At 58.6% G+C, this 26,203-nt stretch carries 20 protein-coding genes and 1 pseudogene; 5 read left to right on the top strand and 16 right to left on the bottom strand.

Annotation, left to right across the window (positions count from 1 at the left end; genetic code table 11):
• Position 1: 1 nt before the first annotated feature.
• The 9 genes from MTP39_RS06240 to MTP39_RS06200 all read right to left on the bottom strand — a co-directional run bounded on the left by MTP39_RS06240 (position 2) and on the right by MTP39_RS06200 (position 13,268).
• The gene (locus tag MTP39_RS06240) at positions 2-2,344 is read right to left on the bottom strand and encodes a RelA/SpoT family protein (protein WP_249241882.1); all 2,343 of its coding nucleotides are present in this window, start codon (positions 2,342-2,344) and stop codon (positions 2-4) included.
• Positions 2,345-4,477, bottom strand: a complete 2,133-nt coding sequence (gene recJ, locus MTP39_RS06235) for a single-stranded-DNA-specific exonuclease RecJ (RefSeq protein ID WP_249241881.1) — start codon at positions 4,475-4,477, stop codon at positions 2,345-2,347.
• Positions 4,474-5,829, bottom strand: coding sequence for a 5-bromo-4-chloroindolyl phosphate hydrolysis family protein (locus MTP39_RS06230; RefSeq protein WP_249242042.1), 1,356 nt, complete (start codon positions 5,827-5,829; stop codon positions 4,474-4,476). The genes recJ and MTP39_RS06230 overlap by 4 nt, the downstream gene beginning before the upstream one ends.
• 10 nt (positions 5,830-5,839) lie before the next feature.
• Positions 5,840-7,435, bottom strand: coding sequence for an NAD(P)/FAD-dependent oxidoreductase (locus tag MTP39_RS06225; protein ID WP_249241880.1), 1,596 nt, complete (start codon positions 7,433-7,435; stop codon positions 5,840-5,842).
• A gap of 21 nt (positions 7,436-7,456) precedes the next feature.
• The gene (locus tag MTP39_RS06220) at positions 7,457-8,761 is read right to left on the bottom strand and encodes a CdaR family protein (RefSeq protein ID WP_249241879.1); all 1,305 of its coding nucleotides are present in this window, start codon (positions 8,759-8,761) and stop codon (positions 7,457-7,459) included.
• Positions 8,758-9,660: a diadenylate cyclase CdaA gene (gene cdaA / locus MTP39_RS06215; RefSeq protein WP_005926885.1), complete on the bottom strand. Its 903-nt coding sequence runs from the start codon at positions 9,658-9,660 to the stop codon at positions 8,758-8,760. The genes MTP39_RS06220 and cdaA overlap by 4 nt, the downstream gene beginning before the upstream one ends.
• A 15-nt stretch (positions 9,661-9,675) precedes the next feature.
• The gene (gene ispF, locus MTP39_RS06210; RefSeq protein WP_249241878.1) at positions 9,676-10,842 is read right to left on the bottom strand and encodes a 2-C-methyl-D-erythritol 2,4-cyclodiphosphate synthase; all 1,167 of its coding nucleotides are present in this window, start codon (positions 10,840-10,842) and stop codon (positions 9,676-9,678) included.
• Positions 10,843-11,085: 243 nt separating this feature from the next.
• Positions 11,086-12,768, bottom strand: a complete 1,683-nt coding sequence (locus tag MTP39_RS06205; protein WP_249241877.1) for a phospho-sugar mutase — start codon at positions 12,766-12,768, stop codon at positions 11,086-11,088.
• Positions 12,769-12,893: 125 nt separating this feature from the next.
• Positions 12,894-13,268 (bottom strand): hypothetical protein, encoded by a 375-nt coding sequence (locus MTP39_RS06200; protein ID WP_249241876.1) that lies wholly within the window; start codon positions 13,266-13,268, stop codon positions 12,894-12,896.
• Positions 13,269-13,396: 128 nt separating this feature from the next.
• On the opposite strand from MTP39_RS06200, the gene MTP39_RS06195 reads away from it, so the two are divergent.
• The 3 genes from MTP39_RS06195 to MTP39_RS06185 all read left to right on the top strand — a co-directional run bounded on the left by MTP39_RS06195 (position 13,397) and on the right by MTP39_RS06185 (position 16,869).
• On the top strand, positions 13,397-14,935 hold the full coding sequence (locus tag MTP39_RS06195; protein WP_249241875.1) for a YifB family Mg chelatase-like AAA ATPase: 1,539 nt from the start codon (positions 13,397-13,399) through the stop codon (positions 14,933-14,935).
• Positions 14,936-14,966: 31 nt separating this feature from the next.
• The gene (locus MTP39_RS06190) at positions 14,967-16,250 is read left to right on the top strand and encodes an amidohydrolase family protein (RefSeq protein ID WP_249241874.1); all 1,284 of its coding nucleotides are present in this window, start codon (positions 14,967-14,969) and stop codon (positions 16,248-16,250) included.
• A 148-nt stretch (positions 16,251-16,398) separates the two neighbouring features.
• Positions 16,399-16,869, top strand: a complete 471-nt coding sequence (locus MTP39_RS06185) for a GNAT family N-acetyltransferase (protein ID WP_249241873.1) — start codon at positions 16,399-16,401, stop codon at positions 16,867-16,869.
• 211 nt (positions 16,870-17,080) lie between these two features.
• On the opposite strand, the pseudogene MTP39_RS06180 reads toward MTP39_RS06185, so the two are convergent.
• The 7 genes and pseudogenes from MTP39_RS06180 to MTP39_RS06150 all read right to left on the bottom strand — a co-directional run.
• Positions 17,081-17,203, bottom strand: a pseudogene (locus MTP39_RS06180) (type I restriction enzyme endonuclease domain-containing protein); the annotation flags it as partial.
• Positions 17,204-17,363: 160 nt separating this feature from the next.
• On the bottom strand, positions 17,364-19,523 hold the full coding sequence (gene gnpA / locus MTP39_RS06175) for a 1,3-beta-galactosyl-N-acetylhexosamine phosphorylase (protein ID WP_249241872.1): 2,160 nt from the start codon (positions 19,521-19,523) through the stop codon (positions 17,364-17,366).
• A 27-nt stretch (positions 19,524-19,550) separates the two neighbouring features.
• Positions 19,551-19,742, bottom strand: coding sequence for a DUF6903 family protein (locus tag MTP39_RS06170; RefSeq protein WP_249241871.1), 192 nt, complete (start codon positions 19,740-19,742; stop codon positions 19,551-19,553).
• 11 nt (positions 19,743-19,753) lie between these two features.
• Positions 19,754-20,650: a carbohydrate ABC transporter permease gene (locus MTP39_RS06165; RefSeq protein ID WP_249241870.1), complete on the bottom strand. Its 897-nt coding sequence runs from the start codon at positions 20,648-20,650 to the stop codon at positions 19,754-19,756.
• Positions 20,651-20,662: 12 nt separating this feature from the next.
• Entirely contained in the window at positions 20,663-21,547 is an 885-nt protein-coding gene (locus MTP39_RS06160; protein WP_249241869.1) for a carbohydrate ABC transporter permease, read from the bottom strand.
• A gap of 87 nt (positions 21,548-21,634) precedes the next feature.
• Positions 21,635-23,005 carry a carbohydrate ABC transporter substrate-binding protein gene (locus tag MTP39_RS06155; RefSeq protein WP_249241868.1) on the bottom strand — a complete coding sequence of 457 codons (1,371 nt, stop codon included), beginning with the start codon at positions 23,003-23,005 and terminating at the stop codon, positions 21,635-21,637.
• Positions 23,002-23,280 carry a hypothetical protein gene (locus MTP39_RS06150; protein ID WP_249241867.1) on the bottom strand — a complete coding sequence of 93 codons (279 nt, stop codon included), beginning with the start codon at positions 23,278-23,280 and terminating at the stop codon, positions 23,002-23,004. Before MTP39_RS06150 ends, MTP39_RS06155 begins: the two co-directional genes overlap by 4 nt.
• 141 nt (positions 23,281-23,421) lie before the next feature.
• On the opposite strand from MTP39_RS06150, the gene MTP39_RS06145 reads away from it, so the two are divergent.
• Both MTP39_RS06145 and MTP39_RS06140 read left to right on the top strand, forming a co-directional pair.
• A complete protein-coding gene (locus tag MTP39_RS06145) occupies positions 23,422-24,288 on the top strand; it encodes a helix-turn-helix domain-containing protein (RefSeq protein WP_249241866.1) in 867 nt (288 codons plus the stop codon).
• Positions 24,289-24,307: 19 nt separating this feature from the next.
• Positions 24,308-25,417 (top strand): phosphotransferase enzyme family protein, encoded by a 1,110-nt coding sequence (locus tag MTP39_RS06140; RefSeq protein ID WP_249242041.1) that lies wholly within the window; start codon positions 24,308-24,310, stop codon positions 25,415-25,417.
• The last annotated feature ends 786 nt before the right edge of the window (positions 25,418-26,203 follow it).

Genomic DNA, 26,203 nt, shown 5'->3' with positions numbered 1-26,203 from the left:
GTTAACTCCTTGTCACCTTGAGCACATCCCGCACCTTGGAAAGGCGCGCCACCACACGGTTGAGGTGCTCGGTATTGTTGATGCCGATGGTCAGGCTGACCACGGCGCAGTTGTTTTCTACCTGACGGGCGTTCATGGCATAGATGGGCACCCGGATATCCGCCAGCGCGCTGAGCACATCCTGCAGCAGCTCGTTGCGGTTCAGGGCAATGATCTCCAGCCCGGCCTTGTAGCTGTCCTTGACGCTGTCTGCCCAGTATGCCTTGACCCAGCGGGGAGCGTTGGAGGGATCCTTCATGCTGGCAACGGCGTTGGCGCAGGTCTGCTTGTGGATGGAAACACCGAAGCCGCGGGTGATAAAGCCCACGATAGGGTCGCCGGGCAGCGGGCTGCAGCACTTGGCAAACTTGATGGGGGTGTTATCGAAGCCCTCCACCACCACGCCGTCGGTGGCGTGCACGCGGCTCAGGTCCACCTTGGGCAGATCCTCCACCGACTTATTTTCTTCGGCCTCGGCAGCCTTGAGTTTCTGCCACTCTTCCTTGAGCTTGGGCAGGCAGTTGGCAATGGTCATGCCGCCGTAACCGATGGCGGCGTACAGTTCCTCGGCGCTGTTCTGGCGCATCCGGCGGGAGCAGCTGTCGATAAAGTCATCCAACTGGTCATCCGGGATGATGATCATCTCCCGGCGCAGCTCCTTGGCCAAGGCGTCCCGTCCCTGCTGGATATTCTCCTCCCGGCGCATCTTCTTGAACCAGTTGCGGATCTTGCTCTTGGCCTCGCTGGTGCGCACGATCTTGAGCCAGTCGCGGCTGGGGCCTTTATCTGCCGGGCCCAGCAGCACCTCAATGATCTCGCCGGTAGCCACCACATGGTCGATGGGCACCATGCGGTTGTTCACCTTACAGCCCACCATGCGGTTGCCCACCGCCGAATGGATGGCGTAGGCAAAGTCGATGCAGGTAGCACCGGTGGGCAGGTTGATGACATCGCCCTTGGGGGTAAAGGCGAACACTTCTTCCGGCAGCAGGTCACTCTTCAGATCGTGGAGCAGGTTACCGGAATCCTCGCTCAGGCGCTGGTTTTCCAGCAGCTGGCTGACCCATGCCAGACGGTCGTCCAGCTTATCGTGGCCTTCGCGGCCCTCCTTGTACTTCCAGTGGGCGGCAACGCCGTACTCGGCCTGCTCGTCCATTTTGCGGGTGCGGATCTGCACCTCAAAGGGGATGCCCTCGTGCCCGATGACGGTGGTGTGCAGGCTCTGGTAGCCGTTGGGCTTGGGGGTGGAGATATAGTCCTTAAAGCGGTTGGGCAGCGGATGGTACATATCGTGGATGAGGCCAAGGGTGCTGTAACACTCGGCCAGAGAATCCAGAATGACACGGACCGCGTAGATATCGTAGATCTCGTCAAAGGACTTATTCTGCATGATGGTCTTGCGGTAGATGCCGTAGATGCTCTTGACCCGGCGCTTGATGGTGGCACCCTCGATGCCGCTTTCCACCAGACGGCGCTCGATGACGCCGGACACCTTGATCAAAAACTCCTCACCGGCGCGCTCGCTGAGCATCCGGCTGATCTCGGCATAGCCCACGGGGTCCAGATAATGCAGACTGCGATCCTCCAGCTCCTCCTTGACGTTCAGAATGCCAAGGCGGTTGGCGATGGGAGCGTACACCTCCATGGTCTCGCGGGCCTTGTCGCGGCGCTTCTGCTCCGGCCAAGCGTCGCCGGTGCGCATATTGTGCAGCCGGTCGCACAGCTTGATGATCATCACACGCACGTCCCGGCTCATAGCCAGCAGCATCTTGCGCAGGTTCTCGGCCTGCAATTCTTCAATATTGGAGAACTGGATCTTGGTCAGCTTGGTCACGCCGTCCACCAGCAGTGCCACTTCCTCGCCAAAGGCGGCTTTCAGGTCGTCCAGCGTGGTGGGGGTATCCTCCACTACGTCATGCAGCAGGGCGGCGGCGATGCTCTCGGAGTCCATGCCCAGATCCAGCACCAGCCGGGCAACTGCCAGCGGGTGGCAGATATAGGGCTCGCCGCTGCGGCGGCACACACCGTTGTGGGCGTTGTTGGCCAGCTCGTAGGCTTTTTGGATCATCTCCATATTGTAAGCCTTGCCGCTGGCCTGAATGGCCTCGCACAGCTTTTCCCATGTTACGATCTCCGGGCGCACCTCAGAGGGCAGCGCCCCCTCCGGCGCGTCTGCCAGCAGTGCCGTAGCGGCTACGGTGGCGGTCTCCTGCACCGGCTGGTGCAGATGGGTCTTGGCAGAGTAGCCGTCCTCGTCCCGTACCGGAGCCGGGACCGGTGCAGTATTTTTCTTTCCCTCAGGCATTTATAGTTCCTCCAGACATTTCAGGATGGGGGCATCGGCAAGGTTCTTTTTGCCTGCTGTCGGCACCAGCTCCCAGAATTTTGCCCCGCCTTTTTCCGCTGCGGTGATCAGCCCCACCTGCTCCAAAGCGGCAACTGCCACCAGCGTTTTGCCGGTCTGCTCCTCGCCCAGCTTTGCGCACAGGGGCTGCAGATCCTCGGCGTGCCAGCGGCGGGACTGCAATTCCCGGTACACGGCAATGATATCCGTGCGGGCGGGAGCAATCTGTTTCTTTTGTTCTTCAGTCAGGGGGGTGCCCCGGCGCAGCGCCTGCACCAGTGCAGCCTGCCGCGCCAGCTCTGCGCCCAGCCCTGCCGGGTGCAGGTCGATGATGCGGCCGGAGAGCTGCGCCCCTCGGGCGGACTCGTACACCGAAAGGTTCAGTGCCGCGTCCACCACATCGCCCAGCGCGTAGGGCAGCTGCTCGGCGGGCATCCCGAACCAGACGGCGTACAGGCAGCTATTGCCCTGCCGCAGCCGCAGGCGGCTGTGCCGCCCTTCCGATACCGGGTACACGCCGTCCACCATGGCACTTTGCAGCAGGAAAACCGGGGTGGGGTTCTCCGCTCCGTAGGGTGCCAGCTGATCCAAGTGCCGCACGCTTTCCACCGTGATACGGTCCAGATGGATGGTCACGTCACAGGTAAGCGGCGGGGTGTGCAGCACCGGGCACTCCCGGGCCGCCCACTCGTTCAGGCGGCGGCGCAGTTCGGGCAGGTTTTCTTCCCGGACGGAAAGTCCCGCCGCCATGGCGTGGCCGCCATAGCGCACCAGAAGGTCGGCACAGGAGCCGATGCAGGCGTGCAGGTTAAAGCCCTGCACGCTGCGTCCGCTGCCCTTGCCCTCGCCGTGCTCGTCAATGGTGACCACGATGACCGGGCGTCCGGTGCGTTCCACCAGCCGGGACGCCACGATGCCGATGACGCCGGGGTGCCAGTCCCGTCCCCACAGCAGCATGATGCGGTCGTCCAGCCGCTCGGGCTGCTGCTCCAGCAATTCCTCGGCGGCTTTGAAGATCTGCTGCTCGGTCTCCTGCCGGTGGGCGTTGATCTCGCCAAGCTTGTGCGCCAGCTCCTCAGCCCTGTCCGGGTCCTCGCAGAGCACCAGCTGCAAAGCGGTAACGGCGTTATCCATGCGGCCTGCCGCATTGATGCGGGGCGCGATGGCGTAGCTGATATTCTCGGCAGTGATGGGCTTGCCCGCAAGGCCGACTTCCTCTAAAAGTGCCCCAAAGCCGGGGCGGTCGGTCTGTTGCAGCTGCCGCAGCCCAGCCTTGACAAGGGTGCGGTTCTCCCCCACCAGCGGCATCACATCCGCCACCGTGCCCACGGCGGCAAGGTCGCCGCAGTAATCCAGCATCTCCTCCGGCGGACAGCCGTCCAGCGCAGCGCAAAGCTTGAAGGCTACACCCGCGCCGCACAGACCCTTGAAGGGGCTGTGGTCGTCCTCCCGGCGGGGGTCAACCACCGCCACAGCCTTGGGCAGGGTGTCCGGCGGCAGATGGTGGTCGGTAATGATCAGGTCCATGCCCAGCGAAGCCGCAAAGTCGGCTTCTTCCACGGCAGAGATGCCGTTATCCACCGTCACGATGAGAGTGCAGCCCTTGTTGTGCATGGACTGAATGGCGTTTTTGGACAGGCCGTAGCCGTCCCCCTCGCGGCTGGGCAGCATACACTTGACGGTCGCGCCCATGCCCTTGAGATGCTGGTACAGCAGGGCGGTAGCGGTCACGCCGTCCACATCGTAATCACCAAAAACCGCGATGGTCTCGCCGTTGTCGATGGCCTGCCAGATGCGCTGGCAGGCGGCGTCCATATCGGTCAGCAGGGCGGGGTCGGAAAGCGCCTCCTCCCCTGCCAGTAAGGTCAGCGCCTCGGCGGGGTCGGTGATGCCCCGGGCGGCAAGGATACCCGCCAGCAGAGCGTTTTCCTTCTGCTGCGCAGCCAGCACAGCCTTATATTTTTCGTCTGACCACGGCGCTTCGTCCATGGCCTGCTCTTCCAGCTGTGCCGCTGCCTGCTCGGCAATGGCGGCGGTCAACTCCCGCACAGCGGTGCGGTCCAGCGGTTTTTGTTCCCAAGCACGGTAGGTCATTCAAATTCCCTCCCGGTCAGGCCGTCGTTGGCCAGCATTCCCTGCAAAGCGGCGATCTCGGAAGAAATATCCATGGCTACGTCCGAAAGCAGATTGTTGTACAAGTTCTCATACGCCTGATTCAAAGTATGCAGGATGCCCGCGATATCCCGGCGGATGGTCTCGGCGTTTTCGCCCTGCTGCCCCTGCACATCGTTATAGGTGTGCAGCAGCTTGAGGGTGGTGGGGATATAATATTCCGCAAAACGGCGGGTCTTGGGCTGGCTTTCCGGGTGTGCTTCCAGCCAGTCGCAGATGGCGGTAGTGGTCTTGTGCATGGCGGCCAGTTCTTCCCGCGCCTGTGCGTCCTGCATAAGCTGCTGCTCTTTTTCCAGCACGGCAGCAAAGCGGCGAGCGGTATCGAGATTGAGCGGAGCATCGCCGGTTTCCACCTTTTCCGGCTGCGGCTGCACGGCGGCAGCGGCAGCGGCAGCTTCCTTGGCGGCGCGGTAGTCCTCTGCCGTCAGGTAGAGCGTCTCGATGTCATCGTCCAGCCATGCGTTCAGCCAGCCCTTATGGATGTAGCTGCGCAGCTTTTTCAGCGCTTTTTTCTTGGTCTGGTGGGTCAGATCTGCCAGCATCTCCACCGAAAGCCCCTTCTGTACGTTCAGCTTTTCGGCTGTATCTGCCAGCAGGCGCAGCTTTTTGGAGGCCGACAGCCGGGAGGCACCGGCGGCGATCATCGCGCCAAAGCCGCAGGCAACAAGGGTCAACACATTGCCTGTGATCTCCAGCACCGTCGTGGCCATGGAAGCGCCGGTGGTAAAGGTATAGGTCATGCCCTCCGCGGCCGTGGCCACCGTGTCACCGATCACGGTCTCCGTAATAAGGCCGGGCAGAAAGGCCTCCGCTGCCACAATGCAGCCAATGCCGCCCAGACCGAAGATCACCGCAAAGGTAATGCCCACAGCCAGCAGCGTGCAGCCTGCGCTATATCGTTTTTTTGCGCTGATACGGATGTTTTCCACCGGGGTAGGCTCCGGCTTTGCAAAGATCTGCCGGAACCAGTCGGGCATCCCGGCGGGGTCGGCATCCGCAGCACCTTCGTTAGAGGTCTGCTTTGCATCCCCGTAGGGGGAACTTCTGCGCCCCTGCCGGAAGACCTTTGCCGCCTCCCCGATGCCATAGTTGGCCGCATGGACGGCGGCTTTGCCCACATCCCACGCCCGGTCACCGATATCCATGCCCCTGCCCTCAAAGCCGTGGGCAAAGGCATCGGTCATGGTGTCGCCAAAGGCGCGCAGCTGGTCTTCCAGCTCCTGCTGTACCTGTCGGCCTTCGTTATTTCGGTTATCGTTTTCACGATCGTACATCAAAATTTTCTCACCCTTCTGCCGGTGCATACCGGCTGATGATGGCGCGGGCCACCCGCAGGCCATCCACGGCGGCGCTCATAATGCCGCCCGCATATCCCGCACCCTCGCCGCAGGGGTAAAGCCCTGCCAGCTGGGTGCACACAAAGTCCTCTTCCCGCTTAAGCCGTACCGGGCTGCTGGTGCGGGTCTCAAGGCCGGTCAGGATGGCGTCCGGCGCAGTGTAGCCCGCGATCTTGCGCTCGTAGGCGCGCAGACCCGCCCGCAGGGTGTCCGCTAACTCCCCGGGCAGCAGTGCGCCCAGATCTGCGGCGGTCACACCGCGGTCGTAGGTGGGCTGCACGCTACCAATATGCAGCTGCCCGCGCCCTTCCAGAAAGCTTTGCACATTCTCTGCCGGGGCGGCGTAAGCTCCGGCGGCACGACCGGCGGCGTAGGCTTTTGCTTCCAGCTCCCGCTGGAAGGCAATGGCGCGGCGAGGGTCGTTTGCAAAATCTGCCCCGCCTACGCTGACCACCACCGCCGCATTGGCGTTTTTGCCGCTGCGGGCGTGGTAGCTCATGCCGTTGGTCACAACACGCTCTTCCTCACTGGCCGAAGCCACCACCTGACCGCCGGGGCACATACAGAAGGTGTACACGCACCTCTCGCCAACGTGCTGGGAGAGCTGGTACTCGCCCCGGGGCAGCGCCGGATGCCCGGCGGCCTCGTGGTACAGGCTTTTTTCGATCTCGCTTTGCAGATGCTCGGCGCGGAAGCCCACGCTGAAGGGCTTGCATTCCAGCACAAGGCCGCTGTCCATCAGCATGCTGAAGGTATCCCGTGCCGAGTGCCCCACTGCAAACACCAGCGCCTCGCAGGCAAAGCTGCCGTCTGTGGTAGTGATGCCCACAAGCTGACCGTTTTTGCGTTCCAGCCCGGTAAGGGCGGTATTGAAGTGCACCTCGCCGCCCAGAGACTCGATCTCCTTGCGGATGGAGGTGATGACGCCGCGCAGCAGGTCGGTGCCCACATGGGGCTTCTGCTTCCACGCGATCTCTGCCGGGGCACCGTGCTGCAAAAACACCTCGGTGACAAAATCACACAGTTCATCCCCGATGCGGGTGGTCAGCTTGCCATCCGAGAAAGTGCCTGCGCCGCCCTCGCCGAACTGGATGTTGGCATTGGGGTCCAGCTGACCGGTGGCGGAAAAGTGCTCCACCGCCTGCACACGGGCATCCAGCGCAGGGCCGCGCTCCAGCACGATGGGGCGGTACCCCTGCCGTGCCAGCAGCAGGGCCGCAAACAGCCCCGCCGGGCCCAGTCCGCACACCACAGGGCGGTGCGCAAGCGGCTGGGTGCCGGGTTGCAGGGTAAAGTCTGCCCGGCGGTGCAGGGCGGCGTCCGGGCAGCGCGCCGCAAGGGCGGTTTCCTCCCCGGGCTGCTTCAGGGTGACTGCCACGGTATACACCAGCTTGGGCTGGCCATGGCGGGCATCCACCGATAGCTTTGCCACGCCGGTGTGCTCTACCTTGCTGCGGGGCACCCGCAGGGTGTGCAGCGCCTTTTCAAATGCCTGCGGCTCCCCTGCGGAGAGGGGCAGACGGATGTTGCGAACCAGAATCATTTGTTGTGTTTTCCTTTTACTTTAGTTGCTTTCGATGCGGCACTGCAGCACATAGCTGCCCAGTGCAAAGATCTTGCCGTTGGAGGGCACATACAGCCGGCAGGCAATGTTCTGCTGGCCGGTAGCCACAGCAAAGTCCTCGGCATCGATCTCAATGACCACCTGCTCGGGGGTCAGGGTCTCCATAGCGCCCTTGGGGCCGCAGAGGATGACGTTCATCAGACGCTCGGTCTCCACCGTCAGCTGATAGGTAGAGGGCAGATTGACCACCTGCACGCAGCTGGCGGGCAGGTTCATGGTCTTAGTCTCCAGCCCGGAGCAGTCAAAGCTGACTGTAATGGTGGAGATATTGTCCAGCAGATAGATATCTGTCGGCAGCTCAATGGGCATCTCGTACACCTTGTTCAGGCTGAAGGTGGAAAGGTCGATGGTGCCGATGGACAAGGTGGACAAGGCGTCGATTTTTTCTGCCGGGCCCGCCACCTTGAGCTGCTTGCAGCTGAGGGCATAGCTCAGCACCGAGTTATCGAACCCGCGCGGTGCGTTGATAAAGTTCACCTTCACCGGCAGGGTGGCCATCTTGTACACTTGCAACGTCACGTCCACGTTGCTCTCTTCCAGCGTGGTGTACTGGAACTTGACCTCCTTGCCGCCGCTGGTGTAGAAGCGCAGGGGGGTGTCCAGCGTGACCGACTCGGTCAGCTCGCTGTCATAGGATGCCTCGGCAGTGCAGGTAGCCACCTTGCTCAGCTCGCTGCTGGGGCCGGACAGGGTGACGGTCTCCTTGGAGACCTCGGTGCTGTAAAGGATATAGCCGTCTGCAATGCGCAGATAATTGGTGGTAACGGTAACGGGCAGGGTCTTTTCCTCCACCACGTCAAACACCACATCCACCGTGTTGTCGCTGCCCTCCATGGTCACGGTCACGCCGTTGAGCAGACCGTTTGCGCCGCGCACCAGCAGCCGCAGGGTCTTTTCGCCGCTGTCGCGCACGCTGGACCAGTCCGGGTAGACCACAAAATCCGAGGCGCTGAGCCCGCCGATGGTGTAGCCATCGCCGGAGAGCTTCAGATTCACGGTCTTATCCTCGGCACTGACGATGCTCAGGCCCCGGGAGGTGTAGGCAGCGGAGTCGTAGGTGTAATCCACCGGCACATTATAAATGGTGTTGGTGGTGCCGGGCTGGACGATGATGGTGACTACCATCCACGCAACGATGGCACCCAGCACGGACAGTGCCAGCCGGATGCGGCGGTCATCCAGAAGATTCTTTTTTTTGCGGACGGCAGGCTTTGCGCCATTCGTCTTGTTCGGCTGGTTGCTCATTGCTGCTCGTCCTCCCCCTTCTGGCTGATCCAGTTCCACAGCTTTTTCGCCTGTTCCACCCAGCTGTCGGCGGTGTTCTTTTCCACCGTAGACTCCTTGGGGATCATCTCATCAATGAGCCGGGTATACAGGCTCTGGCGATCAAAATGACGGATCAGCACACCATTTTTGGCCATGGAGATGATGCCGGTCTCCTCGCTGACCACGATGGCAATGGCGTCGGAGTTTTCCGCAATGCCAAGGCAGGCGCGGTGGCGGGTGCCCATATCCTTGCCCAGATCCAGATTGTTGGAAAGGGGCAGCACGCAGCCCGCCGCCTTGATGCGACCATTCTCAATGATGGCGGCACCGTCATGCAGGGGCGTGCCCTCGTAGAAGATGGTGCCCAGCACCTCCAGATTGACCGCGCTGTTCACCGGGGTGCCGGTGCGCACGATCTCGGAAAGGTTGGTGTGGCGTTCCAGCACGATAAGTGCACCGGTCTTGGTCTCGGAAAAGCGCTCGGCGGCATCGCAGATGGCAATGATAGCGCTGCGCCACGCACCCTTGAGGCTGGGGTCGTTGTAGCGTCCTTTTACGTTGAACAGTTTGGACGCCCACTGGTCGGTCTGACCCATGCGCTCCAGTGCGCGGCGGATCTCGGGCTGGAACAGCACCACAAGGGTGAGCAGACCGACCTGCAGCAGCGAGTTGAGCAGCCATGTAACGGTGCGCATATTCAGGGTGTTGGCCACCAGATACACGACCATGACCAGCAGCGCACCCTTGGCCAGCTGCCCGGCGCGGGTGCGGTTGATGATGCCCAGCAGCTGGTAGATCAGAAACGCGATGATGATGATATCCAGCAGATCAACAATTTTAAAGGTCTGAAAATTTGCGATGATCGCATTCAGTGTCATGCGTGTGTGCCCCCCTTACACAGCTTCGATCAGGGCGACTGCATGGGCGGCGATGCCCAGTCCCTCGCCGGTAAAGCCCAGATGCTCCTCGGTGGTAGCCTTTACGCTTACCGCCTCTACCGGTAGGCCGAAAGCCGCCGCCAGATTGGCACGCATGGCCGGGATATGGGGTGCAAGCTTGGGGCGCTGACACAGCAGGGTGGCGTCGATGTTCTCGATGCGCCAGCCGTGCTCTTTGAGGATCTGCGCCACGCGGCAGGCCAGCTTCAAGCTGTCGGCACCGGCGTACTCCGGGTCATTGTCCGGGAAATGCTGGCCGATATCCCCCAGTGCCGCTGCACCCAGCACGGCATCCATCACCGCATGGGTCAGCACATCTGCATCCGAATGCCCCAGCAGGCCTTTTTCAAAGGGGATCTCCACCCCGCCAAGGATCAGCTTGCGCTGCTCTACCAAACGATGTACGTCATAGCCGTGTCCAATACGCATTTCGGTTTCCTTCCTCTGTGCCGGGCGGGGCAGATCCTCCCGGGTGGTGATCTTCAGGTTTGCATAGTCGCCCTGCGTCAGCTGCACCGGGCGTCCGGTCAGCTCAAACAGGCTGCAGTCATCGGTAACAAGGCGGGCGCGGGCCTCGTCCAGTTCTGCAAGTGCCGCAAGGTACGCTGCACGGTCAAAGCACTGGGGGGTCTGCACCGCATACAGGGTGCTGCGGTCCGGGGTGGTGTGCACCGCGCAGTCCGGGGGCACGGTCTTGCCATCGCCCCGAGCAGCGGCCTTGATGGTATCCTTCACCGGCACCGCCGGGGCAGCCGCACCGCAGCGGGCAGCAGCTTCCAGCGCTGCCGTAATGACCGCCGCGCTCACAAAGGGGCGGGCAGCATCGTGCACTGCCACCAGTTCTCCGTGTGCTGCCAGCACACCGTTTTTTGCGCTCTCGGCACGGGTAGCCCCGCCCGCTACGATCTGCACAGGCTTTGGGCAGTCCGCCGCCTGCTGCGCCACAAACTCCCGGTTTTTGCCTGCCACCAGCACAAGTTCGGTGACCTGCGGGCACTGGGCAAAGGCGCGGATGCTGCGGTGCAGCACCGTTTCGTCCCCCAGATCAAAGCTGAGCTTATCAAAGCCCATGCGGGTGGAGGAACCCGCCGCCACCAATACCGCCGATACAGTTTTTTCCATCTCTTCCACCTACCCTGCCGCTGTGCCGCGCTGCGCACTCACAGCTGCTTATAATAAACCATGTTTTATTATAGCGTATCACAGCGCAAACTTCAACCGATTTTACACAGCAAAAGTGCATCTGTGCTGCATATTTCCTCTTAAACCTTCATCCCTTGCGGGGGAAAGCTTTTGCTCCGGTGAACACAAAAAGGGCTGCTGCACAAAAACGTGCAGCAGCCCTGCAAATGCTTTGGGATAGTTTTACTTCAGGATGGGCTCAATGGCAGCAGCCAGAGCGTCCTTCTGTGCCTGTGCCTCGGCCAGATCCTTGCCCAGCGTGGTGAAGTAGGTCTTGATCTTCGGCTCGGTGCCGGAGGGACGCACCACCACGGTAGCGCCGTTTTCCAGCGTGTAGATCAGCACGTTGGCAGCGGGCAGGCCGGTCTCTTCCGGCTTCTTGTAGTCGGTCACCTTGACCACCTTATGGCCTGCCAGCTCCACAGGGGGCTGGTCGCGCAGCTTCTGCATGATGGAAGCCATCTTCTCCATGCCGGTCAGGCCGGGGAACTCGAAGCTGTCCACCTTATTCAGGTAGCGACCGTACTGAGCGTAGATCTCTTCCAGACGCTGCTTGATGGAGGAACCGATGCTGCGGTAGTAAGCGGCCATCTCGCAGATGAGCATGGAACCGATGACGGCATCCTTATCGCGGACGTAGGGACCGGCCAGATAGCCGTAGCTCTCCTCAAAGCCGAAGATGAAACGATCGACCTCACCGGCAGCCTCGAGGTTGGCGATCTGGTCGCCGATCCACTTAAAGCCGGTCAGCACATTGCGCATCTCCACGCCGTAGTGCTTTGCCACAGCGTCTGCCAGCGGGGTGGACACGATGGACTTGACTGCCACGGGGTTCTTGGGCATGGTGCCCTTCTCGATACGGCCTGCGCAGATGTAATCCAGCAGCAGAACACCCATCTCGTTGCCGGACACCAGCTCATAGCTGCCGTCCGGGCACTTCATGGCAATGCCCACGCGGTCGGCATCGGGGTCGGTAGCCAGCATCAGGTCGGCGCCGGTCTTGGTGGCCAGCTCCAGACCCAGCTTCAGGGCCTCGAAGATCTCGGGGTTAGGGTAGGAGCAGGTGGTGAAGTAGCCGTTGGGGTACTCCTGCTCGGGCACGATGGTAATATCGGTGATGCCCATATCGTTCAGCACATGGGTCACGGGCACAAGGCCAGAGCCGTTCAGCGGGCTGTACACCAGCTTCAGACCGGCAGTCTTGCACAGACCCGGGCGCACCTGACGTGCCTCAATGGCATCGTACAGGGCCTTTTTGCAGTCATCGCCCACAAAGCGGATCATGCCGTTCTCCACGCCCTCGGCAAAGGAGACGTACTTTGCACCGGTGAGCACGTCGGTCTTTTGGATCTCGTCGTAGACGATGGCGGCGGCGTCATCGGTCATCTGGCAGCCGTCCGGGCCATAGGCCTTGTAGCCGTTGTACTTGGCCGGGTTGTGGGAAGCAGTGACCATGATACCGGCGTTGCAGTTATAGTAGCGGGTAGCAAAGCTCAAAGCGGGCACAGGCATCAGGGCATCATAAATGCGCACTTTGATGCCGTTGGCTGCCAGAACGCCTGCGGCGGTCTTGGCAAAGACATCACTCTTCAGACGGCTGTCGTAGCTGATGGCCACGGTCTGGGTACCGCCCTGGGTCAGCACCCAGTTTGCCAGACCCTGCGTTGCCTGACGGACAACGTAGATGTTCATGCGGTTGGTACCGGCACCCAGCACGCCGCGCAGGCCTGCGGTACCAAACTTCAGCGCCACAGCAAAGCGATCCTTGATCTCATCGTCATTGCCTTCGACCTTAGCCAACTCCGGCTTCAGGTCTGCATCCTCCAGATCCGCTGCCAGCCAGCGCTTGTATTCATCCAGATACATCTTGTACACCTTACCTTTGTTTAAAATCTTTTTCCCCGGATCGAAATGGTTTGTATAAACCTATTTATACTATAAACTCTTGCTCCGCTTATGTCAATTGCGTAAAATGGCCGAAGTTTGTGCCCTTAAAACCGACAAATACCACAAAAAACCGGTTCTTCTGCCATATTCATTGCGTTTTTTGATGTATCCAGCAGCTGGTAGGGCTGGTGCACATCCTCCAGCACCTCCAGCCACTGCTCCGGCCCCACGCCGTTTTCGCACAGGTAGCGCAGCAGCCGCATTATCCGGCCAAAGCTGTCTGCCGGGGCAAGCACTGTGCTGCTGCGCACCTTGCCGCCCTGCTCCCGGCGCAGCTGTGCCAGCACCCCCTGCGGGGTGGTTGCGGCACAGTATACCAGCGTACAGGCGTGCTGCAAGCCCTCCAGCTCTGAATAGGTACGGATATACCGGCAACATTCCCCATTTGTCATGATCTCTCGTTCTCCTTTCTGCTGCATTGACAACTTTCCTGTGCTTTACTATAATGATTTCAAACAGTAAAAATTGTCGAAGCATAGCAGATATATCCATTATTTTCCACTTTTGGCATTTTTGACAAACCATGCGCCATGCAGGGAGGGACACCATGTATTCTGTTACCAACAGCTTTGGCCTGAACGGACTGTGCGGCTTTGCCGTTGCAGTGGAGGCCGATGTTTCCGGCGGGCTGCCCGCATTTTCCATCGTCGGCCTGCCGGACTCTGCCGTGCGGGAAAGCGCCGACCGGGTGCGCGCTGCCATCAAAAACCTTGGCTTCCGCTTCCCGGACCGGCGCATTACCATCAACCTTGCCCCCGCCGATGTGCGCAAGACCGGCCCGGTGTACGATCTGCCGCTGCTTTTGGCGCTGCTGACTGCCAGCGGGCAGCTGGAGGATATCTCCGCTGACACCGCCTTTCTGGGCGAGCTTGCACTGGACGGCAGTCTGCGCCCGGTATCCGGCGTGCTGCCCATGGCGCTGGCTGCCGCCGAGCACGGTATCCGGGCGCTGTATGTCCCGGCAGAGAACGCTGCCGAGGCAGCCGAAGCCTGTGCCGACACCATGACCGTCTACCCTGCCCATACCGCCCGGGAGGTGGTGGAGGCGCTGAAGGGCATCCGCCCACTCTCCCCTGCCGCCGCCATCCCCTTTGACCCGGAGGACGCATGGCAGCAGGTGCCGGATTTTGCGGACGTAATGGGGCAGTCTCTGGCGCGGCGCGCCATGGTCATTGCGGCCGCAGGCGGGCACAATGTGCTTTTAACGGGCGCACCCGGCACTGGCAAATCCATGCTGGCAAAATGGCTGCCGGGCATCCTGCCGCCCCTGACCCGGGAGGAAGCGGTGGAAACGACCAAAATCTACTCCATCGCCGGGCAGCTGCCGCAGGGACGCGGGCTGATCTCTGCCCGCCCCTTCCGCAGCCCGCACCACTCGGCCAGCTCTGCCGCCCTAGCCGGCGGCGGGGCACAGTTCCGTCCGGGCGAGTGCAGTCTTGCCAACTGCGGGGTGCTGTTCTTGGACGAATTACCGGAGTTTTCCCGTGAAAGTCTGGAGGTGCTGCGCCAGCCGCTGGAGGACGGTCAGATCACCGTGAGCCGCGCCGCCGGAAGCGCCACCTACCCCAGCCACTTTCAGCTGGTAGCCGCCATGAACCCCTGCAAATGCGGCTACTACGGCCACCCCACCCGCGCCTGCACCTGCTCCCCCAGTGCGGTGCGGCAGTACCGCAGCCGGGTGTCTGGCCCGCTTCTGGACCGCATCGACCTGTGCGTGGAGATGGACCCCATCGCCTTTGACGAGCTACACGCCGCCGCGCCCTCCGAGAGCAGTGCCGAGCTGCGCAAACAGGTGCTTGCTGCCCGCACCATTCAGGCCAAGCGCTACGCTGCCCCGGGCTTTAAAGGGGTGCACTGCAATGCCCAGCTGAACGCCGGGCAGGTGCGGCGTATCTGCCGTATGACCCCCGGTGCGGAGCAGCTGCTGCGCAGCTCCTACGATGCACTGGGGCTTTCTGCCCGGGCGCATGACCGTATTTTGCGGGTAGCCCGCACCGTGGCCGACCTTGCCGGTAAGCCCCTGCTGGACGAGGACTCCCTGCTGGAAGCGCTGCAATACCGGGCACAGGAGAAATTGGACGGATAATGCAAAATAAAACGGAAAGAGGATGGAGCACATGAAGCGCGCATACACAAACTGTATTCTTCTGGACGGCACCGAGCAGATGGAGCCGATACGGGGCAAAGCGCTGCTGACCGAGAACGACAAGATCACCGCCATTGCAGATGCGGGTGTAAGCCTTGACGGCTACGAGGTCATCGACCTGCACGGCGGGTATCTCTGCCCGGGGCTCATCAACCTGCACGTCCATCTGGCGGGTAACGGTAAAACCAGCGCAAAGCCCCGGGATAATGTAGCGCTGGTACGCAAAATATTGAGTAACGGGCTGACCCGTGCCATCGCCTACCGGCTGGTATGTAGCTATGCCAAGCTGGAACTGCTGGGCGGCGTGACCACCGTGCGCACCGTGGGCGGCATTGCGGACTTTGACACCCGCTGCCGGGACGACAGCGCCGCCGGGAAGGTTCTGGCACCCCGCATTCTGGCCGCCAACGAGGGTATCTCGGTGCCCGGCGGACACATGGCAGGCTCGGTAGCAGTGGCGGCGCACAACAACGCCGAGGCGCTGGCGCAGCTGAAAAAGGCCAGTGAACAGAAGGTAGACCTTGTCAAGCTGATGATCACCGGCGGCGTGCTGGACGCCACCGAAAAGGGCACTCCCGGCGAGATGAAGATGCCGCCGGAGATGATCAAGGCCGTCTGCGATGCAGCCCACAAGCAAGGCTACACCGTTGCCGCCCATACCGAATCCCCTGCGGGCGTGAAGGCTGCGCTGGAGAACGGCGTAGACTCCATTGAGCACGGTGCTAAAATGGACGAGGAGACGGTGTGTCTGTACAAGGAGCGGGGCGCTTTCCTGTGCACGACCATCTCCCCCGCACTGCCCTACGCCCTGTTTGACACCGCCGTTTCGGGCGCATCGGAAAAAGACCAGTACAACGGCAAGATCGTCTTTGACGGCGTAGTCGAAAGCGCCAAGACCGCGCTTGCAAACGGCATTCCGGTGGGCTTGGGCAACGATGTGGGCTGCCCCTACATCACCCAGTACGATTTCTGGCGGGAGCTGTGCTACTTCCACAAATACTGCGGTGTGAGCAACCGTTTTGCCCTTTACACAGCCACCCTGCGCAACGCGCAGCTGGCGGGCATCGGCGATGTGACCGGCTCTATCGCGCCCGGCAAGAGCGCAGATTTTATCGTGACCCGCGAAAACCCGCTGGAGGATCTGCGGGCTTTGCAGCATCTGGAGCTGGTGGTCTGCCGCGGCCGTGCCGTGAAAAGCCCCTCTCCCAAGCGCAAAAAAGAGGTAGATGCTCTGCTGGACCCGTATCTTGTGTAAGCAGCCTGTCCAACATATAAAAACGCGAGCAGTCAAAATGGTCGCTCGCGTTTTTGTTTGCTATCGGTGGTTGCATTTTCTCTTTTCCAGTGCCGCCCGGTGTGGTATACTGGAAATGCAAAAACCAGAAAATGGAAGGAGCAAAAAAATGAACATTCGTAAAGCCGAGGAAAAAGACATTCCCAGACTGCTTGCACTGCTGGGGCAGGTATTGCAGATCCATGCAGAGATACGCCCGGATATTTTTATTCCCGGCACCACAAAATACACCGTTTGTGAGCTGGCAGAACTTTTGAAGCAGGAGGATAAGCCCATCTACGTTGCCGTGAACGAGGATGATGTGTGCATGGGCTATGCCTTCTGTCAGCTGAAGGAGCAGCCTTTTTCCACCAACATGGTGCCCTTCAAGTCGCTGTTCATTGACGACCTGTGCATTGATAAGCAGGCGCGCGGGCAGCACATCGGGGAAAGCCTGTTTGACTATGTAAAGCAGCAGGCAAAAGCGCTGGGCTGCTACGAGGTGACCCTGAACGTCTGGGCGGGGAACACTTCGGCAGAGCACTTTTATGAAAAAATGGGCATGAAAACCAAGGAGCGGCAGATGGAGTATATTCTGTAACGCGGGCGAGAACGCCGCGCCTTTACATTGATAAAGCGCAGATTACGGCGGTCATAGACTCACTTTCTTTTCCTTATCGAACAGACGGGCAGCTTTTTGCATACTTGTAGATCTGCCGTGCACAGTCAAGGCTCATTTTGCTGGAAAGGAATCCGATTGTCAAGCACAAATCAACGACATTTCATACAATTCATACTACCATGTTGTCAGTTCACATCTCACACTGGCTAATGACCGTGCTGATTGCCGTATCATATTCCACCGGTGGATACTTAAATTTTTTCAGTAAGTGTTTCACCATCTTACGCATACTCGCACGGGCAGTTTCTTTTTCTGCAGGTCTATTACGCTCGCACTACTAAATTTCTGCGTTTCCAGCCATCTCCATTGCAGCGTTCGATTGACACAGGTTGAGTTATCGGCAGATACAGTAAACACAACGGGCGGCTCTGGTAACAGAGCTGCCCGTTGTGTTCGTTTATGAAAAGGAGAACTTAGATCTCATACCACTTGATCTCGTTGGCATCCAGATGCAGAGCAAAGCTGCTGCCGTCTGTGGTGTAAACGGTGGTGTCCTGCGGCTCGTACGTGTTGTTCACCACACAATACTTGCCGTTCTTGACATAGGCGTGAACTTCTACATTATAATTGGAGCTGAACCATGTATGCAGTTCCTCCTCGCTGTGGGCACTCCACAGGATAGCGCGGTAAAGGGTGCGGCTGTTGGCAAAACTGTAAGGCACACCGCTGATGTACACGGCACGACCCTTGCCGAAGTCGTGTGCCGCCATCTGCACTTCTTTGTTTCGCTGCACCAGCACTTCGGTGCCCTCAAGGGCGTAGATGTTCTTTTTGCCCTCGCCAAAGTCCACGGGTTGGTCGGCGTCCTGCAAGATAAAGTGGTCGGGGTGCTCCTCCCAGTTGTATTTGTCGTAGTTGAGGGTGAAGCCGTTTTCTTCCTCCACGCCCAGCACACTGGCAAGCTGGAGAATGTGGCCCTGATACGGGTGACCGGAAGGCTCACCCACGCCGATAAAGCCGCCGCCGTTCCAGACGAACTTGCGGATAGCGGAGGAGATCTCCGGGTCTTCCCACCAGATGCCGCCGGTGTGTGCGGTGTCGGCATCGCCGACATTGATAATGACATCCAACGAATCCAGCAGATGCGGGTCGTTCTTGATATCCTCAAAGCTGATAAACTTCACATCAAAGGGCGCACCGGACAGCATCTCAATGACACCGGCATAGCTATAGTTCTGCTTGTAATAGAGGGCGTGATGCACCATGTGACAGCCCCAAGCCCGCATTTTACCCCAACAGTTCAGCACGGCCACTCGCTTGACACAGTAGGGTGTGGTGCCCTTGATGTTCTCGTACAGTTCGCGGAACTCGTTGCAGACGCTCTCCACGTAGTCCACGAACTCCGGGAACTGTAAGGCCAGTTTCAGATAGCCGCCATAGCCGATACGGTCGATGGGCTTGCGCAGGATAGCGCGGCGGGCTGTAACCCAGTTCTCCTTGGCTTCCCGCACCGGGTCGCCGCCCTCGTGGAAGGTGTCGGGGAAGAAGTACGGCAGAAAACGGCCCTCGGTGTACTTCACGCCCTCAATGTCAGAGATCAGGCGCAGGGTGGAGCCGTTGCCCACGCTGCCCACCACGGCATCCAGTCCGATGGTCTTGAACTCCGGCATGAAAGGCTCGGTGCCGATCCAGTGATCGCCGAGGAACATCATGGCTTCGCACCCGCACTCGTGGGTGATGTCCACCATCTCCTTGGCCAGCTTTGCCACCTCACGGCGCTGGAAGGCCTGAAAATCCCGGAATTCCTTGCTGGGCACCCGGTACTGGTTGTTATAGTAGCCCTGATCGATGATGTACTCCGGGCGGAACTTGTAGCCCACTTCCTGCTCGAACTGGTTGAGGATATAAGGGCTGACCGAAGCAGAGTAACCATACCAGTCCACGAACTTCTCCCGCTTCAGCTCGTCGAAGATCAAGGTGAACTGGTGGAAGAAGGTGGTGTAGCGGATGACGTTGACATAGGGGTGCTCTGCGATAAATTTGCGCAGGCGCTCCATGGAATACTTGTGGGTCTTGGGCTGACGCACGTCAAAGGTGATCTGGTGCTCAAAGTTCGTCCAGCCGTTGGTGGTAGCGTTGTACATATGCACCGGGTCCCAGATGAGGTAGGCGAGGAAGCTGACCGTGTACTCATGGAACGGCACGGCCTGCACGGTCACGCTGCCGTTCGTATAGCTCCACTGCTCCGGCGGCACCGGCTGACCGGTGGTGCGGTCCATGACCTCCCACCAGCGGGTGATGTCGTCGTTGGTGTTCACCTGCATCAGCTCCGGGCTGATGCCCTTCATCAGCGGGATGGTCACGGTGTCGCCGGGGGCGGTGTAAAAGCCGGTCATGATGTAGCACTGCTGCACCTCGTCCGGATTCGCCTTTGCCCATGCGTTATCCTTGCGGGTGGTATAATAGGTCGAGTAGATCTTTGCATCGGCATCCTTCAGCTGCTGCGGAAAGTCGGTGCCGTCGCAGTCGCGGATGGCATCAGCACCCCACTTTTTTAAGATCTCCAGCGTTTCGGGCACAACGTCCAGGTCTGTGGGAATGGTGACCCGGCCGGTCTTTCTCATTTCGTCCATAGGGATTCTCCTTTACCTCTCTTATCCTTAATCCTGATAGGGCGCATTATAAATGGCCAGAACAGCCAACAGCAACGCTACGCCCACCAGCATGATGCCAAGACCAGCCAGCTGCCCGGTCATTTTCCAGCCGGACACCACCAGCACCAGTGCCAGTACGAACAGCACCAGCATCAGGATCATGCGCAGGGCGGGATGGTTTTTCCAATATGCTTTCATCGTCTGTCACCTTAACCTTTCAGACCGCCCACGGTCATGCCCTGCGTCAGCTGCCGCTGCACGCAGATGTACAAGATCAGGGTGGGCAGCATCACCAGCACAAGGCCTGCGTACATGGTACCGTACTGGGCGGCGCTCTGCTGCGCCTGCATCAGGTTCAAAAGACCTACCGGCAGGGTGCGGGGTGCCTTGGTGGAGCTCATCAGGGTCATGGAGATGATATACTCGTTCCAGAAGGACAGGAAGTTGAACAGGATAATGGTGATGATGGAGGGCTTTGCCATGGGGAAGATGATGCGGGTCATGGTGGAGAAGTAGCTTGCACCGTCGATATAGGCGGCCTCTTCAAAATCGTGGGGCAGGGTGGCAAAATAGCCCGACAGCAGGTAGATGGTAAAGGGCAGGGCCGTGGCAGCATACACCACTGCCAGCACCACCAGATTGTTCAGCAGAAAACTGCTGCCAAAGTGGTTTTTCAGCCACACATCGCCGTCCCGCAGCATCAAAAAGATGGGCACCACGATGTAGTTCACGTTGATGAACAGGCCCGCCATGAACAGGGTGTTCAGTACCTTGCGCCCCTTAAAGTGGAAGCGGGACAGGCAGTAGGCGGCGGGCAGGGCAACGACCAGCAGCAGTGCCAGCGCCAGCGCGGTGACGATGACCGAGTTGAGCATATATTCGCCCATTTTCGCGCCGTTCCATGCGTTGACAAAGTTCTGCCAGTAGAACCCGGCGGGCAGTGCCCAGGGGTTGCCGTAGAACTCTGCATTCTGCTTGATGGAGGCCATGAACACCCATGCCACCGGCACGATGATGGTAACGGCCAGCAGAACCAGCACAAAATAGATGAAAAACTTGTACAGACCTTCCGCAGAGCGGGAAGATTTTTCGGTGGTATTCTGCATCTTCTTCCCTCCTTAAAATTCCAGCGTATCGCGGTTGGTGACCTTGTTGACACAGGCGGACAGGGCAAACGAGAACAGGAAGATTACCACGCCGATGGCCATACTGTAACCATACAGGCCAGCGTCTTTCTGACTGTACATATAGCTCAGCGCCACATCCGATGCGCCGTTGGGCCCGCCGCTGGTCATGGCCTTGACGAAGAGGAAGGCCATGTTGATGGTGGAGATGATGAAGAAGGTCAAGGTGGTGCGGATATTCGTCCAGATGAGGGGGATGGTGATCTGGAAGAACTGGGTCAGCCGCCCTGCACCGTCCAGATTGGCGCTCTCGTACAGGCTGATGGGCACGGCAGACATGGAGGCCATGTACATGACCATGTAGTAGCCGATGGCCTGCCACACCATGGCAATGATGATGGAGGGGATGACCAGTTTTTCGCCCTTCCACAGGATGGGGTCGCTCATGTTGCGGAACAGGCCGATGATGCTGTTCAGCATGCCGTTTTCCGGCTTATAGATGGCAGAGAAGATGCCGGAGATGACGACCACCGACAGGATGTTGGGGATGTAGAAGATGATGCGGAAAAAGTTCTGGCCTTTGATCTTCTCCCGGGTGAGGATGGCGGCAAATACCAGTGCAAAGGCGAAGGTGATCAGGGTGACCGTTACCACCAGCAGGATCATATTCTGCATGGAGCGGATGAACTGGGCGTCCTGCAGCAGATGCTGGAAGTTTTTAAGCCCCACAAAGGTCTCGTTGGGAGAATAGGCACCCCGCTCATACAAACTCATGCGGAACACGTTGAGGGTGGGCAGGATCATAAAGAGGAAAAACAGGATGGTAGCCGGTGCCACACAGAGGAATACGAACCGTTTGCGGCTTTTATCCGTTCTCATAGGGGATTGACCGCTCCTTTCTTGATGGTACTGTACAGCCCAAAAAAGCGGAGGCGGTAAAAACCGCCCCCGCTGGGCAGGGCTTAATTACTCGATGATGTTGGCGCGCATCTGGTCGCTGGCGGACTTGATGCCGTCGATCCACTGCTGCTCGGTCATGCTGCCGGACACCAGAGAGTTGACAGGGTCGAAGAACACGGTGCGCACTTCCAAGCCGGGGATGGCGCTGAAGGCTGCAAAGTTGCCCATGGCGGCCTTTGCGCCGTTGTCGTAGATGGAGTAGAACATCTTGTTGTCGCCTTCCAGACTGTCGGCGATGCCCAGCACAGGCTGGATAGCGCCGCTCTCGGCGAACAGCTTGCAGGCTTCGTCGCTGTACAGGTAAGCCACGAACTGCTTGGCGGCATCCTGATGCTCGGCACCGGCGGGGATCCATGCCTGCTCGAACCAGGTGTAGCTGTAACCGTCGCCGCCGGCCTTGACAGCGGGCAGGGCGGTCATGCCCCACTCAAAGCCGTCTGCACGGGGAGCCTCGGCCATCTCGCCCACGATCCAGGTGCCGTTGGGCATGAACAGAGCCTTGTTGTCCAGCACCAGCTGCTGGTTCTGGGTAAAGTCCTGATCGTTGGCCTGTGCGGGGGTGATGGGGTTGGTGTAGGAAGCCAGCTTTGCCACGATATCAAAGCAGGTCTTTGCCTCGGGGGTGTCCCAGATGCCTTCTTCGTAGTGGGTAGCCTTGTTGAAGAAGTCGGGGCCGCCTGCGGCGTACATCAGCGCATAGAAGAAGGCGTCGAAGTAGCCGGTGGTGGGGTAGGTGAACAGGTAGGTGCCCTCAGCGGCAGCCTTGTCGCCCAGTGCCCACATCTCGTCCCAGGTCTTGGGCACGTCCCAGCCTTTTTCCTTCAGGAAACCGGCGTTGTAGAAAAGGCCGCAGGGGCTGTAGAACATGGGAGCCAGATAGGTCTTGCCGTCGCCGTAGGGGTTGGTCAGGGAGGTGTCGGTAAAGCCGCCGGCGATCTTCTCGCTCACCTTCTTGCTCTCGCCGGGCACGGTCATGCTCAGCACATCGGTGATGTCGGCGATCAGGTTGCCCTTGATGAACTGCTCGGTCAGGGCAGCTTCACGGCCGGTGGCCAGATGGACCACGTCGGGGTAGTCGCCGCCCTGCATGGAGGGGCCGATGACGTCCTCCAGCTTCTTGTCGGTGGTCAGGTCTACCTTGATGCCGGTCTGGGCGGTAAAGGCCTCGGCGACCTTCTTCCACATCTCAGAGCCGTAGCCGGTCTCAATGGCAGCAACCTTGATGGTGACGTCCGCAGCCACTGCGGAAGAAGCAGCGGCAGAAGATGCCGTGCTGGACGCGGTGGAGCTGGCAGCGCCACCACAGGCAGCCAGGCTCAGTGCAGCGGCACCCACGCCAGCCGCTTTCAGAAAATTGCGACGAGAAATGCGTTTCATAGTGTATCCTCCATCATAAAATTCCGTTCAAAACACAGCCGGGGCAAACAGGCTTCGTCCGAGAGGGCTGTGGTTTTTTCTGGTTCCAATATAGAGGTTTTTACGGTTCGTAACAAGGTCTTTGTTGTTTCATTTTTTAGAAATATTGCTTTTTGGAAAATTCTTTTAGCAAAAGCACTAAAATTGGTCAGATTTTTTTGTAACATTTCCCCATCTGTAACCAATTTGACATATTCTTGCACGCCATCAAAGGCAAAAGTATTGATCCTATCCAAAAATCAGGGCTTGCATTTTTTCTTCATTGCCTCTATAATAAGAAAAAACGTACGAAACAACGCATCGTTTTTAGGCTAGTATTTTTAGTATCTTGCTTTTATTTTTATGTTTTTTGTTCTTCGCCTCAAAAGGAGCCATTTATGAGTACCGAGCGATTTGATATCCGCCATGCTCCCGCTCCACGGGAATCCTTCCGGTTGCTGTACATCAGCAAAAGCAAATTTGGCGGCGATTGGAACAGCTCTGCCCACACCCATTCCTGCACAGAGCTGTTCTACTGTCTGAGCGGAGAAGGTCAGTTTTATTTAAGCGGTCAGCTTTATCCGGTCAAACCGGATGATATGATTATCGTCAATCCGCAGGTAGAGCATACCGAGTTGAGCCTGAATGCTTCACCGCTGGAATACATTGTATTGGGCGTTGCTGGCATTGAGATCTTATTTGGAAAATCAGATTCTTCCTACGCCATATTCAACTGCCGAGAAAATCGGGAGCGGATGGTGACGCTGCTCCATATGCTGCTGGCCGAAGCAGACCGCAGTCTGGACGGCTGCGAAACGGTCTGTCAGGATCTGCTGGAAGTGCTGCTCATCTGGCTGGTGCGGTGTACCACGCTTTCTTTGCAGGTAGAGGAAACGCCCCGCTCCGACAGCCGGGAGTGTGTGGAGATCAAGCGTTATCTGGACAGCAACTACCGCGAAGATATCTCGCTGGATATCCTTGCTGAAATCGCCCACATCAACAAATACTATCTGGCCCATACCTTCCAAAAAGAGTATGGCATCTCTCCGATCACCTATCTGAACCGCCGCCGCATTGAGGAAAGCAAATATATGCTGGGCAACACCGGTTACAGTCTGGCGCAGATCAGCGAGTTGATGGGCTTTTCCTCTCCCAGCTATTTTTCCCAATGCTTCCGCAAGGCGGAAGGCTTGACCCCCAATGAATACCGCCGTCAGGTGCGGCAGGGACAACGCCCTGCTCCGTCAAAACGGCATGAAGTATAACGAAAACGAGGAATTTATGATGAAATCCGTTACCCTTTCTCTGCTCCAGTCTGCTGCAAATGCCTTTGATTTTGGCGGGCCTGTGCTCTGCGATGCTCACCACTATGGTGAGGGGCATATCAACAACACCTTTGTGATCTGGCGGGAAGATCATTCCAAACGCTTTATTTTGCAGCGCATCAACACAGATACCTTTACTGACCCGGTGGGCCTGATGGAGAATGTCTGCAGCGTGACCCGGCATCTGCGGGCGAAAATTCTTGCCGAGGGCGGCGACCCAGCACGGGAAACGCTGAATGTCATCCCAACTTTGTCGGGGTCGACTTGCTATCTGGATGCAGACGGCGGCGCATGGCGTGCCTACGACTTTGTAGAAGATACCATCTGTTTGCAGCAGGTCGGCAGCGAAGCCGACTTCCGCACCGTGGCCGAGACACTGGGCAAATTCCAGAACCAGCTGGAGGATTACCCAGCCTCCACCCTCCACGAAACCATCGCCCGCTTCCACGACACGCCCAACCGCTATGCCAATTTTGAAAAAGCCCTCGCCGCCGATGCACTGGGCCGGGCAAAAAATATCACGTCAGAAATCGAATTTATCCATGCGAGGGAGCAGGACTGCCATGTCCTGCTGGATCAGCTGGCAGCTGGCGAAATTCCTCTGCGCGTCACCCACAATGACACCAAGATCAACAATGTCCTCATCGATGCCGCTACCGGAAAAGGCATCTGTGTCATTGACCTCGACACCGTGATGCCGGGACTTTCGGCCTACGACTTCGGCGATTCCATCCGCACCGGTGCCAACGACTGCGCTGAGGACGAACCTGACCAGAGCAAAGTCCATTTTGACCTGCATCTGTACGAAGTGTTCGCCAAAGGGTATCTCTCCACTGCCGGGGCATCCATGAACATGGCAGAAAAAAAGAGCCTTGCATGGGGTGCAAGGCTCATGACGCTGGAATGCGGCATCCGTTTTCTGACTGACTATCTGGAGGGCGACCATTATTTCCATATTGCTCGCCCGGATCACAACCTCGACCGCGCCCGCACCCAGTTCACACTGGTGCGGCAGATGGAAGAGGTTTTCGATCAGATGCTGGAAATCGTCTGCCCGGACAATCACTGATTTCGCAATCTCCTCCATTCGGATACAGCAAGAAGCATGGACGCTCTCCTTCTCGGGGGCGTCCATGTTTCTTTTTACAGCTTATCCCTACACACCCATCAAATCGTCCTTTGAGGACGCTGGGAGCGTCGAGGACATGATGCGCTGCAGCAAATTATGAAAGCTCTTTTCAGCCCTGACCAATCACAATCCCCCAATGGCCATCATTGCAGCTGTAAATAGAAAAAACAGCTCAAGCAGCCTCCTATAAGTCCTACTATCACCGCTTTGCCGCAATAATTTTTTTCAAATTATCTTGATGCACCGTTCAATGCGCGATATTCTCTGTCACAAATCCCGCTGCTTTTGTGGATTGGCTTGAAGCCATCCACAAGATGTGGTCGTGTTCATTTTGAACACAGCCACAGAAAGTGGTTGGCTATCACCGTGAGACCCACCACTTCAGTGAGGAGAAGCCCACGAAAAACTTACCGCCCCGCAACACACCCGATTCATTTTACCGCCGATTCACCCGACAAAATCATCGCTGCGCTGCGTGGGCGGTATTTTTCTTTTTCGCAAATAAAATCTTATGTAGTTGTTCAATCTTCCAAAATTTGTTTTTAGTTGTTGAGTGCACAACCTCAAAATGTTATTCTTGTGTTTGAAAGAAGCAGGACGTAGTGTCCGCACTGTGCCCAGCTTTCTTCATACTGTACCTTGAACCCTTCATAAGCCGTCTGAACGTGATACTGTGCCACGACCTCACACTTTCTGTGGGCGAGCCGGACAACGCCGCTGCACAAA

This window comes from Faecalibacterium sp. I3-3-33 (assembly GCF_023347295.1).
Lineage (GTDB): Bacteria > Bacillota > Clostridia > Oscillospirales > Ruminococcaceae > Faecalibacterium.
This window is presented reverse-complemented; position numbering and strand designations above follow the sequence as displayed.

Coding starts and splice junctions, on each gene's coding strand:
- MTP39_RS06240 (WP_249241882.1), bottom strand. CDS start 2,344: ATGCCTGAGGGAAAGAAAAATACTGCACCGGTCCCGGCTCCGGTACGG.
- recJ (WP_249241881.1), bottom strand. CDS start 4,477: ATGACCTACCGTGCTTGGGAACAAAAACCGCTGGACCGCACCGCTGTG.
- MTP39_RS06230 (WP_249242042.1), bottom strand. CDS start 5,829: ATGTACGATCGTGAAAACGATAACCGAAATAACGAAGGCCGACAGGTA.
- MTP39_RS06225 (WP_249241880.1), bottom strand. CDS start 7,435: ATGATTCTGGTTCGCAACATCCGTCTGCCCCTCTCCGCAGGGGAGCCG.
- MTP39_RS06220 (WP_249241879.1), bottom strand. CDS start 8,761: ATGAGCAACCAGCCGAACAAGACGAATGGCGCAAAGCCTGCCGTCCGC.
- cdaA (WP_005926885.1), bottom strand. CDS start 9,660: ATGACACTGAATGCGATCATCGCAAATTTTCAGACCTTTAAAATTGTT.
- ispF (WP_249241878.1), bottom strand. CDS start 10,842: ATGGAAAAAACTGTATCGGCGGTATTGGTGGCGGCGGGTTCCTCCACC.
- MTP39_RS06205 (WP_249241877.1), bottom strand. CDS start 12,768: ATGTATCTGGATGAATACAAGCGCTGGCTGGCAGCGGATCTGGAGGAT.
- MTP39_RS06200 (WP_249241876.1), bottom strand. CDS start 13,268: ATGCAGCAGAAAGGAGAACGAGAGATCATGACAAATGGGGAATGTTGC.
- MTP39_RS06195 (WP_249241875.1), top strand. CDS start 13,397: ATGTATTCTGTTACCAACAGCTTTGGCCTGAACGGACTGTGCGGCTTT.
- MTP39_RS06190 (WP_249241874.1), top strand. CDS start 14,967: ATGAAGCGCGCATACACAAACTGTATTCTTCTGGACGGCACCGAGCAG.
- MTP39_RS06185 (WP_249241873.1), top strand. CDS start 16,399: ATGAACATTCGTAAAGCCGAGGAAAAAGACATTCCCAGACTGCTTGCA.
- gnpA (WP_249241872.1), bottom strand. CDS start 19,523: ATGGACGAAATGAGAAAGACCGGCCGGGTCACCATTCCCACAGACCTG.
- MTP39_RS06170 (WP_249241871.1), bottom strand. CDS start 19,742: ATGAAAGCATATTGGAAAAACCATCCCGCCCTGCGCATGATCCTGATG.
- MTP39_RS06165 (WP_249241870.1), bottom strand. CDS start 20,650: ATGCAGAATACCACCGAAAAATCTTCCCGCTCTGCGGAAGGTCTGTAC.
- MTP39_RS06160 (WP_249241869.1), bottom strand. CDS start 21,547: ATGAGAACGGATAAAAGCCGCAAACGGTTCGTATTCCTCTGTGTGGCA.
- MTP39_RS06155 (WP_249241868.1), bottom strand. CDS start 23,005: ATGAAACGCATTTCTCGTCGCAATTTTCTGAAAGCGGCTGGCGTGGGT.
- MTP39_RS06145 (WP_249241866.1), top strand. CDS start 23,422: ATGAGTACCGAGCGATTTGATATCCGCCATGCTCCCGCTCCACGGGAA.
- MTP39_RS06140 (WP_249242041.1), top strand. CDS start 24,308: ATGAAATCCGTTACCCTTTCTCTGCTCCAGTCTGCTGCAAATGCCTTT.